Annotated in this window: 13 protein-coding genes; all 13 read left to right on the top strand. The window is 53.7% G+C overall.

Annotated features, from left to right (window positions below; translation table 11 throughout):
• Nucleotides 1-47 precede the first annotated feature (47 nt).
• The 13 genes from ACP158_RS12355 to ACP158_RS12295 all read left to right on the top strand — a co-directional run bounded on the left by ACP158_RS12355 (nucleotide 48) and on the right by ACP158_RS12295 (nucleotide 15,035).
• The gene (locus ACP158_RS12355) at nucleotides 48-1,064 is read left to right on the top strand and encodes an NAD(P)H-quinone oxidoreductase (RefSeq protein WP_424946424.1); all 1,017 of its coding nucleotides are present in this window, start codon (nucleotides 48-50) and stop codon (nucleotides 1,062-1,064) included.
• Between the two features lie 10 nt (nucleotides 1,065-1,074).
• A complete protein-coding gene (locus tag ACP158_RS12350; protein ID WP_424946423.1) occupies nucleotides 1,075-1,941 on the top strand; it encodes a phytanoyl-CoA dioxygenase family protein in 867 nt (288 codons plus the stop codon).
• Between the two features lie 240 nt (nucleotides 1,942-2,181).
• Nucleotides 2,182-3,477 carry an ADP-forming succinate--CoA ligase subunit beta gene (gene sucC / locus ACP158_RS12345; protein ID WP_424946422.1) on the top strand — a complete coding sequence of 432 codons (1,296 nt, stop codon included), beginning with the start codon at nucleotides 2,182-2,184 and terminating at the stop codon, nucleotides 3,475-3,477.
• Between the two features lie 13 nt (nucleotides 3,478-3,490).
• A complete protein-coding gene (sucD, locus tag ACP158_RS12340; RefSeq protein WP_424946421.1) occupies nucleotides 3,491-4,381 on the top strand; it encodes a succinate--CoA ligase subunit alpha in 891 nt (296 codons plus the stop codon).
• Between the two features lie 329 nt (nucleotides 4,382-4,710).
• Entirely contained in the window at nucleotides 4,711-5,694 is a 984-nt protein-coding gene (locus ACP158_RS12335) for a Bug family tripartite tricarboxylate transporter substrate binding protein (RefSeq protein ID WP_424946420.1), read from the top strand.
• Between the two features lie 72 nt (nucleotides 5,695-5,766).
• On the top strand, nucleotides 5,767-6,270 hold the full coding sequence (locus tag ACP158_RS12330; protein ID WP_424946419.1) for a tripartite tricarboxylate transporter TctB family protein: 504 nt from the start codon (nucleotides 5,767-5,769) through the stop codon (nucleotides 6,268-6,270).
• Nucleotides 6,271-6,322: 52 nt separating this feature from the next.
• Nucleotides 6,323-7,846, top strand: a complete 1,524-nt coding sequence (locus ACP158_RS12325; RefSeq protein ID WP_424946418.1) for a tripartite tricarboxylate transporter permease — start codon at nucleotides 6,323-6,325, stop codon at nucleotides 7,844-7,846.
• 25 nt (nucleotides 7,847-7,871) lie between these two features.
• Nucleotides 7,872-9,638, top strand: coding sequence for a thiamine pyrophosphate-binding protein (locus ACP158_RS12320; protein WP_424946417.1), 1,767 nt, complete (start codon nucleotides 7,872-7,874; stop codon nucleotides 9,636-9,638).
• A 76-nt stretch (nucleotides 9,639-9,714) separates the two neighbouring features.
• On the top strand, nucleotides 9,715-10,962 hold the full coding sequence (frc, locus tag ACP158_RS12315) for a formyl-CoA transferase (protein ID WP_424946416.1): 1,248 nt from the start codon (nucleotides 9,715-9,717) through the stop codon (nucleotides 10,960-10,962).
• 25 nt (nucleotides 10,963-10,987) lie between these two features.
• Nucleotides 10,988-11,971 carry a methionyl-tRNA formyltransferase gene (locus ACP158_RS12310; RefSeq protein WP_424946415.1) on the top strand — a complete coding sequence of 328 codons (984 nt, stop codon included), beginning with the start codon at nucleotides 10,988-10,990 and terminating at the stop codon, nucleotides 11,969-11,971.
• Entirely contained in the window at nucleotides 11,964-13,631 is a 1,668-nt protein-coding gene (locus ACP158_RS12305; protein ID WP_424946414.1) for a formate--tetrahydrofolate ligase, read from the top strand. The genes ACP158_RS12310 and ACP158_RS12305 overlap by 8 nt, the downstream gene beginning before the upstream one ends.
• A 38-nt stretch (nucleotides 13,632-13,669) precedes the next feature.
• Nucleotides 13,670-14,686, top strand: coding sequence for a 2-dehydropantoate 2-reductase (locus ACP158_RS12300; protein WP_424946413.1), 1,017 nt, complete (start codon nucleotides 13,670-13,672; stop codon nucleotides 14,684-14,686).
• 157 nt (nucleotides 14,687-14,843) lie between these two features.
• Nucleotides 14,844-15,035 carry an isocitrate dehydrogenase kinase/phosphatase AceK regulatory subunit gene (locus ACP158_RS12295; protein WP_424946412.1) on the top strand — a complete coding sequence of 64 codons (192 nt, stop codon included), beginning with the start codon at nucleotides 14,844-14,846 and terminating at the stop codon, nucleotides 15,033-15,035.
• Nucleotides 15,036-15,338: the final 303 nt, after the last annotated feature.

Here is a 15,338-nt window from a genome sequence, read left to right as displayed (position 1 = left end):
AACATGATTTCCATTGCAATAGTGTCACCGCAGGGGGCCAATCAAGCATGAAAGCGATTCTGCTGAATGGTTTTGGCGGCACGGAAATGATGGTTTTCGGTGATGCCGAACGTCCGCTCGTCGGCGACGGGAAAATTTTAATCAAAGTGGCGGCGACCTCGGTTAACCGGCCCGATGTAATCCAACGCCAGGGAAACTATGCGCCGCCCAAAGGTGAATCTGAAATTCTCGGCCTGGAAGTGGCCGGCACCGTGGAAGCGCTCGGTGCGCAGGTGACGCAGTGGAAAATTGGCGAGCGGGTGATGGCCCTGATCGGCGGCGGTGGATACGCCGAATATGCAGTCGCCTATGCCGATCATGCCATGGTCATTCCCGAGAACATGGATTTCAACCAGGCCGCTTGCGTGTGTGAAACCTACCTGACCGCGTACCTGAATCTGTTTATGATTGCCGGTCTGGGGCGAGATCAATCGGTCGGCCAGTCAACCGGCCAGCCGGTCAATCAATCCGTATTGCTTCATGGCGGTGGCGGCGGTGTCAATACCGCCGCCATTCAGCTATGCAAACAGTTGGCACCGGATACCAAGGTTATCGTGACCGCCTCCAGTGGAAAAGTTGAACGGGTGAAACAGCTCGGCGTCGATTACGTGATTGATTATCAGAACGAATCATTCGCGGATAAAGTTAAGGAAATTACCGACCAGCGCGGCGTGGATGTGATTCTCGATCACCTCGGCGCCGCCTACCTGAAGCCCAACCTGCAATGCCTCGCGGTCGGCGGGACGTTGATGCTGATCGGGGTGATGGGCGGGAGCGTCGCCGAACTCAATCTAGCGCTCGTCATGGTCAAGCGGCAACGCATCATCGGCTCGGTGTTGCGCTCCCGTCCGCTACCCGAAAAAGCCGCCATCATTGCGGCATTTACCAAAACGGTATTGCCATTGATGGCAACCGGCAAAATTGCGCCATTGATATCCGAAATCTATCCGTTGGCAAAAGCCGCCGATGCCCATCATGCTATGGAGACTAGCAGCCATTTTGGTAAAATCGTGTTAACGGTCTAATCGGTTACTCATGGGTTTGTCGACAAACGATATTTTTGAACGCATCACGCCACGGGTGGTGCGGGACTTTGCCGAACATGGCGTGGTGTTGTTGCGGCAGGCAATTGCGCCAGCCTGGATCGAGAAATTGCGTATAGGCATCGAAAAAAACATTGCCGAACCGACCGCGCGCGGGCGCATCTGGGACCGTGATGACAACGGGCATGTCTGTTTTTACGACAGCCAGGTATGGCAGAGAATCGCCGAATACCGCAAATTCGTCGAACAATCACCGTGTGCCCAAATCGCGGCGCGGCTGATGAATGTCAAGCGCGTCAATTTCTTTTTCGATGCGGTTTTCGTGCGCACTCCCGGCGCGCAATTTCGCACGCCATTTCATCAGGATGAGCCGTACTGGTCTGTGGAAGGTTTCGATACCTGCTCCATCTGGATGCCGCTTGTCGCGGTCGAAAAGAAGAGCGCGCTGGAGTTTGTGCGCGGCTCTCACCGCTGGAATCGGCACTTTCGGCAGGCCAACTTCGGCGCGCTCACCAAGGACGAACGCGACCAGAGAATCGACTTCCCCGACGACCAATGCGAACCGTTCCCGGATATTGAGGGCAATCGAGACAAGTACGAGATACTGAGCTGGGATATGCTGCCGGGCGACTGTGCGATATTCAATGGTCGAGTGATTCACGGGGGATCCGGTAATCTTTCCCATGACCGGGATCTTAAAGTATTCAGCACCCGGTGGCTGGGAGACGATGTGCGTATTTGCTTTCGAAAAGAGGGCATGGACCCCGATCATTCGCAGATAATGACGCAACTGGGATTAAAGCCCGGCGACCGAATCGGCGGCGCGCTCTATCCGGAATTTCGTTTCGAGTTGGCATAATCCGCCGATCGCACTGCTCGATCACCCTCAGCCCGGCGCGTCCGGCGGCGCAGGATGCCGGGTTGGCTGTGTCGGTGGTGAAGTAGAATTTGTTTGCCGTGGCTTCAGTCCTATCCTGCCTGGCCACTATCGCAGCGAATGGATTGTCATGTATTGTGTTGGCGGTATAATGTGGACGGTATAATAATACGGTTATCAATCACACTAATCAATTGATCAGTAATCTGACGAGAGAAAACGATGAACTTGTATGAGTATCAGGGAAAGCGGCTGCTCGCGGGTTATGGTATTGCGATTCCTAAAGGCGAAATTGCGATAACTCCGGAACAGGCGGGAGAGGTCGGCAATCGGCTCGGCGGTGAGCAGTGGATGGTCAAGGCGCAAATCCGTTCAGGCGGTCGAGGCGAAGGGCGTATCGAAGGCAACCAACTGACCAGTGGTGTGCACAAAGCGGACAGCATAACCAGTATTCGTCGTTTCACCAATGATATGCTGGGCAACAAACTGATTACCCGGCAGACTGGAACGGAAGGGGCCAGCGTAGATCGTGTCTATATCGAACAGGCATTGGTGTCCGGCAAAGAGCTATCAATGGCAATGCTGGTCGATGCAAAAGTTAAAAAGGTGGTGTTGTTGTATTCGGACAAAGGCGGAACTAATATTGAATCCGTTGCCGCCCGACATCCGGACTCTATTCATACCCTGGAAATTGATTGGCCACAGGGTGCGCCGCCGCCTCAGCTTGAATCCATGGTGAAAAATCTGGATCTTGAAGCGGCATTGGCAGAAAAAGCAAAGCAGGTGGTAAACAATATGTACAAGTTGTTTATCGAGCGCGATGCCAGCCTGGTTGAAATCAATCCATTGGTGGTGGTTGGCGATGACCTGGTCGCGCTGGACGCAAAAATCGCGATGGATGAAAACGCCATGTTCAGGCAGCAGGACAATCAATATCTGGAGCAGGACAATTATCGCCTTGATGGTCGTTTGCAAGCCAGCCGTGACGGATTTAACTATTTCAAACTTGATGGCAATATTGGCTGTCTGGCGGTTGGCGCCGGATTATCCATGGCGACCATTGATGCGATTAAATACCTGGGTGGTGAGCCGGCTAACTTTCTCGACCTGCCACCGGATTCCAAGGTCAGTCGCAGCCGCAGCGCCATCGAGTTGGTGCTTTCCAGCGACCGGATTAACAGTGTCCTCATCAATGTTTTTGGCGGCGGCATTATGCGATGCGACACCATTGCCGACGCCATCTTGCTGGTCAACCAGTCGTCGCCGATCACCGTTCCCTTAATCGTGCGTCTGGCCGGCACCAATGCGGCACTGGCGATCCGGCGTCTGCGTGAATCCATGCCCAATATCATTCTTGCGCGCAATATGGCTGAAGCGGCGGAGCAGGCAGTTGCGCTCGCCAACCCGATAAAAAGCGACCGTTCAGAGATGGCCGGGCAATCTCCATGGAAGAGCAGATTTAAGCGCTTCGTTGGCGACCGGGCAATGAAGAACAAAAAACCTGAGCACAAAAAATAGGCGGACCTGAATTATGTCGATTCTAGTCAACAAGTCCAACAAAGTTATTTGTCAGGGGATTACCGGCCGCCAGGCAACTTTCTATGTGGAGCGTGCAATGACCTCAGGCACACAAATGGTGGGCGGGGTGAGACCGGGCAAGGGCGGCATCCAGCATCTTGGGTTGCCGGTTTTCAATAGCGTTAGCGAGGCAATGTCGGAAACGGGCGCCGATACCACGGTGATCTTCGTCCCCAAAGAGGGTGCCGCAAGCGCGATGCTTGAGGCAATCGACGCCGAAATATCCCTGATAGTCTGTATCACCGAGCATATTCCGGTGCTTGATATGGTGAAGGTGATCGGTGCACTGTCCCGGGATAAGTCGGATAAGTCGGATAAGTCGCGATTGATCGGGCCGAATAGTCCGGGAATCATCACTCCTGAGGCATGCCGCATCGGCATTATGCCGGCGGAAATATTCCGGCCTGGCAGCATCGGCATCATTTCGCGGTCGAGTACGCTAACTTACGAAGCGGTGTCGCAGACAACGGATAATGGGCTCGGGCAGTCCACGTGTATTGGCATTGGCGGTGATCCGGTGCACGGGGTTAATTTTGTTGATTGCCTGGAATTGTTCAGGGAAGATGCACAAACCGAGGCGGTGGCGTTGATTGGCGAGATAGGCGGCTCGGAAGAGGAGCAAGCGGCGGAATACTTGAAGGAATGTGATTATCCGAAACCGGTGGTGGCCTATATCGCCGGTCAGTATGCCCCGGCCGAGCGGCGCATGGGGCACGCCAGCGCCATCATTGAGCATGGCTGCGGTAGCGCCGCGGATAAAATGGAAAGATTGTCGGAGGCCGGTGTGACTATCGCTGATTCCCCGGTCAGTATCGGCTCGACCATGCGCCGGGTTTTGCGATAGAGCCTGCTGGCAAGTGATTTGCATTTGTTTGTCGATGCGGCTGCACCAGTGACAAAAACCAGCCGAGAAAAACAAGGTGACAAAAAACAAGACATTAAACGTTGCAGCATGAAGGACAATAGCCGTTGAATCTGTATTCAAATTTATATTTGCACTGTTCTATTTGCACTGGCCTTGCGGATAACTGTACTTTGTCAGGTAACAGGAGTATTCTAATAACTGGTATATGGTATGCCAGATATCAGATGCCAGATTAAAAATCACGTCGCGTTATCGCTACCGGGTAGCATTCAGGTAGCGTTCGGGACACCAAACTTTTGGAGAATGAGATGATAAAATTTACTAATACACTTCTGTTTTCGGTCGCACTGGCGATGGTGGCAGCAGTAACCATATACTCCCAATCGGCCTCGGCTTGGGAACCGCAAAAACCAGTTGAATTTGTTGTCATGGCCGGCAAGGGCGGTGGCGCCGACAAGGCGGTTCGATTGATGCAGAGCATTATTGCGTCAGATAATATGGCGCCGGTGCCGTTCACGCCGATTAATAAGCCGGGTGGCTCAGGCGCGGAAGCACTGGTGCATTTGAACGGCAAGCAAGGCGACAGCCACACCATCATGTTCACCCTGAACAGTTTTTACACCACGCCTTTGCGACAGCCCAAGCTTGGCGTTGATATCGCCACTTTCACGCCGATTGCGCGTATGGCCGAAGATACTTTTCTGCTCTGGGTTCATGCCGATCGCACCGATATAAACAATGTCGCCGATTTTGTTAAAGCGGCTAAAGCCAAAGGCAGCCAGTGGATTATGGCCGGAACCGGCAAGAATTCGGAAGATAACCTGCTGACCGATTTTCTTAACTCCGCTTATGACCTCGATATGAAATATGTTCCTTATAAAGGTGGCGGCAAGGTTGCTAAAGAGCTGGCCGGCAAGAACGCCGATTCCACGGTGAACAACCCTTCGGAGCAGTTGGGATTCTACGAAGCGGGCACGACCAAGGCGCTGGCGGCGTTCACGTCAGAACGGCTGCCGCTGTTCCCCGATGCGCCTACCTTCAAGGAGCTCGGCAAGGACTTCGTCTATTTCATGCAGCGCACCGTGGTTGGCGCGCCGGGCATGAGCGCGGAAGCGGCAGATTACTACACCGATCTGTTCACGCGCGTATTCAACTCCGATAAATGGCAGGAATATCGCACCAAGAAAAGCCTGCAAGGCGATCTGTTGACCGGTAATGCGTTGATGAGCTACTGGAAAGAAGAGCGTGATATACATCGTGAGATGCTCATGAAAATGGGTGCGTTTAACTGAGGTGAAATCCAGGCTCTCTGGTGCGTAAATAACAAGACATAAATAGCAAGTGTAGATAGGGGACGCCTAATCATGACGGTTCGTACTGCTGAATTGTTAATGGCGATAATGATGGGGGTCTTCTCCATCTACCTTATGGTCAAAAGCGCCGAGCTCCCGATCGGCTGGATAGACGGTGAAGGCCCGGGAGGGGGTGCCTGGCCATTCTGGTTGTCCGCCATCATGCTGATTTCCTGCCTGGGAATCGGCTACAACTGGTTTCGCAGGCGCGGTCGGGTTGCAACCTCTGAAAAGGTTTACATAGAACCGCATGTATTGACCGATGTCGCCGCCGTCACGTTGGCATTGATTGTGACTGTCGGCTTATTTTCGGTTATTGGCATCTATGGCGCCTTACCCCTGTTCCTTATTTTCTATATCAGATTTCTCGGCAAACACGCCTGGCGACTGACCATAACCCTGGCCATCGCCATTCCGGCAGTCATATTTTATTTTTTCGAAATAACACTAAAAATAATTCTCCCCAAAGGCATTACCGAGCCCTTGTTCATACCGCTCTACGGCATGTTTTTTTGATTTGGGTTTTTTGATCGGGTAAGTAACCCTTCAGTTTTAAAAAAATAAGAATATGGTTGAAATTCTAGGACTTCTCGGTAGTGGTTTCGCGGTCGTATTTGAGCCGCAAAATTTGATGCTGATCATTGTCGGTTGTGCGCTAGGGCTATTTATTGGTGCGATGCCGGGCCTGGGTTCGGTAAATGGCGTGGCCATTTTGTTGCCGTTAACATTTCTGGTGCCGCCGACCGGGGCAATTATTTTTCTTGCGGCGATATATTATGGTGCCATGTACGGCGGCGCCATCTCATCTATTATGCTCGGCATACCTGGCGCATCGACTGCGGTTGCCACAACTTTTGATGGTCGCCCAATGGCGAAGCAGGGCTTGGCGGACAAAGCCCTGACCGCCGCCGCAGTGGCTTCTTTTGTCGGCGGCACAATTTCAATTGTCCTGTTCACTTTTTTTGCACCCCCACTCGCGCATGTTGCCCTGGTTTTTGGTGCGCCCGAAGAGTTTGCGTTGATGATGTTGGCATTCGCCACTTTCGTCGGCTTGGGCGGCGACGATATTTTCAAGACTCTGTTCTCAATTTGTATCGGGCTGGTTTTGAGCGCTGTCGGCTTCGATATTATTTCTGGCGAGCCGCGTTTGGTTTTGTGGGATATTACCGGGTTCTTGCATGGTATTAATTTTCTGGTATTGGCGATTGGTATTTATGGTATTGGTGAAATGATCTGGACGGTTGAAGAGCATAGCCTGGGTGGCGGCAAGAGTATGCTTTCCGATGCGAATGTCACGGTGAAGCGGACCTTATCCAATTTGCGTGAGTTGGTCTCAACCTGGAAAACCACGGTCATGGGATCTTTTTTGGGATATTTTGTCGGCATACTTCCAGCGGCCGGGGCTACGCCGGCTTCACTGATGGCCTACGGCATCGCAAAGCAAATTTCCAGGCAACCGGAAAAATTCGGTCAAGGAGCGGTGGAAGGCGTTTGCGCGCCTGAGGCCGCCAATAACGCAGCCAGCACCGGCTCGATGCTACCGATGTTAACGCTGGGCATTCCCGGTTCGCCGACCACGGCAATATTACTTGGCGGAATGGTTATTTGGGGGTTGGAACCGGGTCCAAGATTGTTCGTTGATCATAGTGATTTTGTTTGGGGCCTGATTGCCTCATTGTACGCCGCCAACGTATTCGCGGTTTTGATTAACGTGGCGTTTATACCGGTATTTATAAAAATTCTGAAAACCCCGTTTACCATTCTAGCGCCCATCATTTTCATTTTATGCTTGATCGGCGGGTATGCGCCGACACAGGATATGCATGATGTCTGGCTGATGTTGGTATTCGGTATCGTCGGCTATCTGATGCGCAAACTCGATTACCCGCTTGCACCTGCGGTATTGGCAATCGTGCTCGGGCCGTTGGCCGAGCCAGCCTTGCGACAGTCGTTAATCATTAGTGATGGTTCGTTCGCGATTTTCTTTAATCGCACCTACGCGGCACCGATCACGATTGTCGCGATTTTATTTTTGTTCCTGCCGTTGTTTAAGATGGCTTATGAAAAGTTACGCAGACGTAAAGTAGCATGATAATTCCGCGTAGGCGAACCTATTTATGAATAAGCCGCCAGAAAATAAAAGCCGATCCGATACGGCGACAGACACCCTGGCTAGGAAGAGCCGCGCTGCCGATGTCGTGTCCGGCGGTCATTTGGTTGCGCGAGCACTGAAGAATGAAGGCGTGGATACTATTTTCACTTTGTGTGGCGGGCATATCATCGACATATACGATGGCTGCCTGGATGAAGGGATTCGTATCATTGATGTGCGACATGAACAAACTGCGGCCCACGCCGCGGACGGATATGCCCGACAAACCGGAAAACTCGGTTGCGTGGTGACCACCGCTGGACCCGGCTGCACCAACGCCGTGACCGGAATTGCCACCGCGTTCCGGTCGGAAAGCCCGGTGCTGCACATTGGCGGACAAAGCGCGCTTGCCCAACATAAGATGGGCTCGTTGCAGGACTTGCCGCATGTTGACATGATGACACCGATAACCAAATTTGCCTCCGGCGTATTTTCCACCGAGCGGGTTGCGGACATGGTATCCATGGCCGCGCGGGAATGTTTCAGCGGCGCTTATGGACCGTCCTATCTTGAGATTCCGCGGGACGTGCTTGACCGCGAAATCCCGGTCGAGTCTGCGGTGATTCCAAAAGCCGGAAGTTATCGGGCATCGGTGCGCTCGATTGGCGACCCCGCGGATATTGAAAAACTGGCGAGCATTTTAATTCAATCAAAAAGCCCTGCGGCGCTTTTTGGCCAGCAGGTTTGGAGCAGCGGCGGTCATCAGGATGCCCTTAATTTTATCCGCGCGCTGGATATCCCGGCGTACATGAATGGCGCCAGTCGCGGTATGTTGCCGATCGACGATCCTCATCATTTTGATCGCACGCGCCGCGATGCCTTTGCCAATGCGGATGTCATTGTTATCGTTGGCACGCCGTTTGATTTCAGAATGGGCTACGGCAAGCGTATTTCCAATGACGCAACGCTGATCCAGATCGACCAGAGTTATGCCACGGTCGGCAAGAACCGCGACCTCAGTCTCGGACTTGCGGGTGATCCCGGGGCGATTCTTGCCGCTGTGGCTCAGGCCGTTTGTGCGGCCTCTTCCGGTCGCATTGATGACGGCGCGCGTCAATCTCGGCAAAAGTGGATGGCGAAGTTGCGCGAGATTGAAATCACCAAACTGGAGAAACTGATGCCCTTGTTCACCACCGACCAAAGCCCGATACACCCCTATCGCTTGGCCTGGGAAATCAATCAATTCTTGGGCGACGACACCATCTATGTCGGCGACGGCGGTGATATCGTGACCATATCGGCGCAGGCGGTCAGGCCACGCAATCCGGGCCAGTGGATGGATCCGGGCGCGCTCGGCTCGCTCGGCGTCGGCACCGGCTTCTCCATGGCCGCAAAACTGGCGCATCCGGACAAAGAGGTTATTTGCCTGTACGGCGATGGCGCGTTTGGCATGACCGCATTTGATATGGAAACCGCGCAACGGTTTGGCGCGCCGTACCTGGCCGTCATCGGCAACAATTCCGCCATGAACCAAATCCGCTACGGCCAGATTACCAAGTATGGATCAGAGCGTGGTAATGTTGGCAACCAGTTGGGCGATGTCCAGTTCAGCAAGTTCGCTGAAATGATTGGCGGTTACGGCGAGGAAGTGCGCGACGCCAGCGAAATTCAACCGGCCTTGCAACGCGCCCGAGCGGCCATTGCGAAAAGCGGAAAATGCGCGGTGGTCAATGTATGGGTTGACCCGGATGAATACGCGCCCGGCACCAAAGCGCAGACGATGTATAAATAGTCATGTATAAATGTGGCCCGCGGCAGCCATAAGCCATAACGCAGAGTTTATTTGCATATTTGATGGGAATGAAAAAATGAAAGCACTTGAAGGGGTCAAGATTCTTGATTTCACCCACGTCCAATCCGGCCCGACCTGCACTCAGCTGCTTGCCTGGTTGGGCGCCGATGTGATTAAAGTCGAACGTCCCGGCGTGGGAGACGCAACGCGCAACCAGTTGGTGGATGTGGACGGCGCCGATTCGCTGTATTTCACCATGCTCAATCACAACAAGCGCTCGCTGACCCTGAACTCCAAGCACGAGGCCGGCAAGGCAGTGCTGGAGCGGTTGATCAAGGAATGTGATGTCATGGTGGAAAATTTTGCGCCGGGCGCATTGGCGCGCATGGGATTTTCCTGGGAGCGCATCCAGGCATTGAATCCGCGCATGATTATGGGCTCAGTCAAAGGATTTGGCCCAGGCCCGTACCAGGCCTGCAAGGTCTATGAAAACGTCGCGCAATGCACCGGCGGGTCGGCTTCCACGACCGGGTTCCCGGATGGCCCGCCGTTGGTCACTGGCGCGCAAATTGCTGATTCGGGCAGCGGTTTGCATCTGGCGCTGGGCTTGGTCGCCGCGCTATACCAGCGCGAAAAATCCGGGCGCGGCCAGCAAGTGTTGGCGCCGATGCAAGACTGCGTGCTGAATTTATGCCGGGTAAAATTACGCGACCAGCAGCGTTTGCAGCACGGCCCGCTGACCGAGTATTCCCAGTTTGCCGATGGCGTGGATTTTGGTGATGCCACCCCCAGATCCGGGAATGACTCAGGCGGCGGACAACCGGGACGAATACTCAAATGCAAAGGCTGGGAAACTGATGCTAACGCTTATACCTATTTTATTACCCAGGCCGCAGTCTGGGAAAATGTATGCGATGTCATCGGAAAACCGGAGTGGAAAGAGGATTCTGACTACGCCACTGCGAAAGCCAGATTGACTCGACTCAACGCAATTTTTGAGACCATAGAGCAATGGACTATGACCAAAACCAAGTTTGAAGTGATGGATATTTGCAATGCCGTAAATATTCCGGTCGGGCCAATTCTTTCGATGAAAGAATTGGCTGAAGAACCCGCATTGCGAGATACCGGCACGATAGTGGAAGTCGATCATCCTGAGCGCGGCAAGTACCTGACCGTCGGTTGTCCGATAAAAATGTCGGATTCACCGGTGGGGGTGGAGCGCTCTCCGCTTTTAGGAGAGCATACCGATGAAATACTGACCACCGTTCTGGGGTATTCCGCTGAGCAAGTGGCGGCAATCAAGCAATCCGGCGCGGTTTAGTTAACCTTTAAGACGGGAGAGTTGTATGCGAATTGTTGTTCATGGCCAGCAGGCTTTCGGCAAGGCGGTTTTGGAACGGCTGCTGGCGCGCAATGAAAATATCGTGGCGGTATGCGCCGCGCCGCAGCGGCAAGGCGTCTCATCCGCTACAGTTCAGGCTGACCCGCTGGTCGAGTGCGCGCGGCAAAATGGCTTGGCAGTGCATCAACCCGTTTCATGGAAAACCGATGAATCGCTGGCGCTGATGCAATCATTCGACGCCGACCTGTGCATGATGGCGTATGTGTTGTTGTTGGTGCCACAAGCGGTATTGAATGCGCCTCGGCTGGGCTCGTTTCAATATCATCCGTCGTTGCTGCCCATGCACCGCGGACCGTCAGCAATCAACTGGCCCATCGCCATGGGCGCCGCCAAAACCGGGCTGTCCATTTTTTGGCCGGACGATGGGCTTGACCAGGGGCCGATACTGTTGCAAAAAGAGTGCGAAATTGGCACGGATGAGACGCTTGGCGATGTCTATTTCAAAAAACTTTTTCCTATGGGGGTCGATGCGATGATCGAATCACTAGACCTGGTTAAACGCGGTCAGGCGCCTAAAATAGCGCAGGATCTTTCAACAGGCTCATATGAATCCTGGTTTGGTCGAAGCGACGCAAAAATTAACTGGGCAAAACCGGCCGCGCAAATATACAATATGATTCGAGCGGGCAATCCACAACCGGGTGCATGGACGACGCATGGTCGGCAAGAACTCAAAGTTTTCGATTCATGTCTGGCTGAGGCCGACGGCCACAAAAGAATACCGGGAGAAATATTATCAGTGGACGAGCATGGATTTGTGGTGGCGGCGGGCGAGGGCGCCATCAAAGTCAAGCGGGTGCGGGCGGACGGTGGTAAAATCGGCGCCGCTGAATATGCCGCAACCAGCGGGCTGGCTGTCGGCGATATACTCGATAGGCGCAAAGACCATACGCATTGCGCATTACCCACTAAGAATACTGATGAGTGATATTGAAATTGCGCAAAACGCGCCGATCAAACCCATTGCTGAAATAGCCGCTAAACTGGATATTCCCAACGACGCATTGGTGCCTTTTGGGCATACTAAAGCGAAAGTCAGCCTGAATTATATTGATTCATTAAAAGATCGGCCTGACGGCAAGCTGATTCTGGTCACCGCGATTACCCCGACCCCGGCGGGGGAAGGGAAAACCACCACTTCGGTGGGGCTGACCGATGGCCTCAACTTGCTCGGCAAGAAAACCATGGTGTGCTTGCGCGAGCCGTCGCTGGGCCCCTGTTTCGGTATGAAGGGCGGGGCGGCGGGCGGCGGTTACGCTCAGGTGATCCCGATGGAAGATATTAATTTGCATTTCACCGGCGATTTTCATGCGATTACGTCGGCGCACAGTTTACTGTCCGCATTGATAGATAATCACATTTACTGGGGCAACGCCGCCGGCATCGATACGCGTCGCGTGGCCTGGCGTCGGGTGGTGGACATGAATGATCGCTCGTTGCGCCACATCACCAGTTCGCTCGGCGGCGTCGCCAACGGCTACCCGCGCGAAGATGGATTCGATATTACCGTGGCCTCGGAAGTGATGGCGATATTCTGCCTGGCCAAAAATGCCAAAGACCTGGAGCAACGCCTCGGTCAAATTGTGATTGGTTACACCCGCGATCGGCAGCCGATACGGGCGGCGGTGGTGAAGGCGCCGGGCCCAATGGCGGTGTTGCTCAAAGATGCTATCGCGCCAAATTTAGTGCAGACGCTGGAGCATAATCCGGCGTTCATTCATGGCGGACCCTTTGCCAACATCGCCCACGGCTGCAACTCGGTGATTGCCACGCGCGCGGCCATGAAACTTGCGCCCTACGTGGTCACCGAAGCCGGTTTCGGCGCCGACCTGGGCGCGGAAAAATTCTTTGATATTAAGTGCCGCAGCGCGGGCTTGGCGCCCGATGCGGTGGTGCTGGTGGCGACAGTGCGCGCATTGAAAATGCACGGCGGCGTGGGCAAGGATAATCTTGGCAAGGAAAACGTGCGAGCAGTGAAGGAAGGCTGCGTGAACCTTGCCCGCCATATTGAAAATGTCAAGTCCTATGGCGTGCCGGTGGTCGTGGCGGTCAACCGATTCAGCGCCGATACCGATGCCGAAATGGCGGCGGTGCGGGAGTTGGCGGCGAGTTACGGCGTGAAAGCCATCGATGCCAACCATTGGGCCGAAGGCGGCGCCGGCACTTTGGCCCTGGCGCAAGAAGTGGCACAAGTCGCCGACAGCGGCGCCAGCAAATTCACCACCGCCTATCCTGATGACATGTTGATATGGGACAAAATCAAAACCGTGGCGACTAAAATTTATCGCGCCGACGACATTACCGCCGACCAGAAAACCATGAACGATATCAGCGCGTTACAGGACGGCGGCTTCGGTCGCTTGCCGGTGTGCATCGCTAAAACCCAGTACAGTTTCTCGACCGACCCGAACGCGAAGGGCGCGCCCACCGGGCATTTTTTACCGGTCAGGGAAGTCAGATTATCCGCTGGCGCCGGTTTTATCGTCGTGGTTTGCGGCGATATCATGACCATGCCGGGTTTGCCCAGAGGGCCTGCGGCCAACCGCATTCGCATCAATGATCAGGGTAACGTGGAAGGGTTGTTTTAGTTTTTTTGGGTTGTCTTGATTATGGGGAGGGATAAAAAATGAAAATATGCGTTGTTGGCGCCGGTGCGATTGGCGGTTTTTTGGGCGTTCGTCTCGCCCATGCCGGACACGCCGTATCCCTGATCGCCCGCGGGCCGCACTTAGCGGCAATCCAGTCGAACGGACTTAAACTGATTCAGGATGGCGAAGAACGGGTTGCCGACAATGTGGTTGCCACCAGCGACATATCAGAATTGAATGCTCAGGATGTTGTCATCATGGCGTTAAAAGCCCACCAAATTGCCGCTATTGTTGACCAACTGCCGCATCTTTTCGGCGAAGATACGGTAATGGTGACCGTGCAGAATGGAATTCCATGGTGGTATTTTCAAAACCTGAACCAAAACATGGATCGGAAATATGCTAATCGGATAGTGGAAACCGTTGATCCGGGCGGTGTGCTGAAAAGCGCGATTGATGCGCGCCGGATTCTGGGTTGCATTGCCTACCCGGCGATGGTGATCGCCGAACCCGGCGTGATTCGGCATATTGAAGGGGTGCGTTTTCCCGTTGGCGAGTTGGATGGCGCTGATTCCGTTCGCGTTAATCGGGTCAGCGAAATGTTCATAGACGCCGGATTCAAGTCGCCAGTGCTGCCTGATATCCGCTCGGAGATTTGGTTAAAACTATGGGGCAACCTGTCCTTTAATCCAATCAGCGCCGTCACTCATGCAACACTGGAAGCCATTTGTCAGTATTCGTTGACCAGAGAACTGGCGGCGACCATGATGCGCGAGGCCCAAATTGTCGCCGAAAAACTCGGGGCAAGTTTCCGCGTGACTCTGGAGCGCCGTATAGAGGGGGCCGAAAAAGTCGGCAAGCATAAGACCTCCATGCTTCAGGATGTGGAAGCCGGCAAACCCCTGGAGATCGACGGCATGTTGGGCGCGGTCATCGAACTGGCGGAAATGACCGCTACCGATGTGCCGGCCTTGAAATCCATTTACGCTTGTGTCTGCTTGTTGAATAAAACCATCGCCGATGAGCAGGTTTCGATTAAGGGCTGGCCTCGGTAGTGACTGGCCGGCAGTAGCCGAATAAATCCCGGGCATCTGATTGGGTAATCGATTCGACCGAATCCCATTCCAGGATTGTCCCATCCGCCGCCGAAAATAAATTAACCGCGTTCGACCAGTTCTATCCGGGTTTTATCGCCACCACGGCGCATACCGAGTGGGTAGAGTGGATTTTGGTGTCGGCAAGGTCGCCCCTTTGATTGTTGCATTGCTCGATAATCGCGATGGCATTTATGTGGATGCCTTGATCGCCAGTGCCACCTATGCCCGCAACATGTTCAGCTCAACGCTGGCAAATTTCGATGCGAACAATCCCTATTATCACGAGTTAAATGTTAGGAAAATTTAGCGACAACTGTCGGATGGCGTAGTGCCTGGTATGAGTGTCTATCCCGACAGCGAGAAAGTGTCAGCGGAACCTCGGCAAACGAAATAGCATTGACAAAGGCATTACCAAGATCATTGCCAGGAGTTTTCAGTCGCAAGTTTTTCCAGAAGCGCATTGGTATCTTTAATGTAAGAAAAGTAGTCCATGTCGTGGCGGAATTATTCACTCATTCCAAGAATGCCGCCATTCCCTCTTTCAGAAACAGGGTCCCAGAGTACCGGTAGGTGTTCATGATATTGCATATTGCACCCTTTCGTACAATCG

Origin of the sequence: Candidatus Spongiihabitans sp., assembly GCF_965247905.1 — a bacterium.
Taxonomy (GTDB): domain Bacteria; phylum Pseudomonadota; class Gammaproteobacteria; order Arenicellales; family Poriferihabitantaceae; genus Spongiihabitans.
The sequence above is the reverse complement of the archived record's forward strand: the minus strand, read 5'-3'. Positions and strand labels throughout refer to the sequence as shown.

Excerpts from the sequence above, each read along its gene's own strand:
- ACP158_RS12355 (WP_424946424.1), top strand. The coding sequence starts at position 48 with ATGAAAGCGATTCTGCTGAATGGTTTTGGCGGCACGGAAATGATGGTT.
- ACP158_RS12350 (WP_424946423.1), top strand. The coding sequence starts at position 1,075 with ATGGGTTTGTCGACAAACGATATTTTTGAACGCATCACGCCACGGGTG.
- sucC (WP_424946422.1), top strand. The coding sequence starts at position 2,182 with ATGAACTTGTATGAGTATCAGGGAAAGCGGCTGCTCGCGGGTTATGGT.
- sucD (WP_424946421.1), top strand. The coding sequence starts at position 3,491 with ATGTCGATTCTAGTCAACAAGTCCAACAAAGTTATTTGTCAGGGGATT.
- ACP158_RS12335 (WP_424946420.1), top strand. The coding sequence starts at position 4,711 with ATGATAAAATTTACTAATACACTTCTGTTTTCGGTCGCACTGGCGATG.
- ACP158_RS12330 (WP_424946419.1), top strand. The coding sequence starts at position 5,767 with ATGACGGTTCGTACTGCTGAATTGTTAATGGCGATAATGATGGGGGTC.
- ACP158_RS12325 (WP_424946418.1), top strand. The coding sequence starts at position 6,323 with ATGGTTGAAATTCTAGGACTTCTCGGTAGTGGTTTCGCGGTCGTATTT.
- ACP158_RS12320 (WP_424946417.1), top strand. The coding sequence starts at position 7,872 with ATGAATAAGCCGCCAGAAAATAAAAGCCGATCCGATACGGCGACAGAC.
- frc (WP_424946416.1), top strand. The coding sequence starts at position 9,715 with ATGAAAGCACTTGAAGGGGTCAAGATTCTTGATTTCACCCACGTCCAA.
- ACP158_RS12310 (WP_424946415.1), top strand. The coding sequence starts at position 10,988 with ATGCGAATTGTTGTTCATGGCCAGCAGGCTTTCGGCAAGGCGGTTTTG.
- ACP158_RS12305 (WP_424946414.1), top strand. The coding sequence starts at position 11,964 with ATGAGTGATATTGAAATTGCGCAAAACGCGCCGATCAAACCCATTGCT.
- ACP158_RS12300 (WP_424946413.1), top strand. The coding sequence starts at position 13,670 with ATGAAAATATGCGTTGTTGGCGCCGGTGCGATTGGCGGTTTTTTGGGC.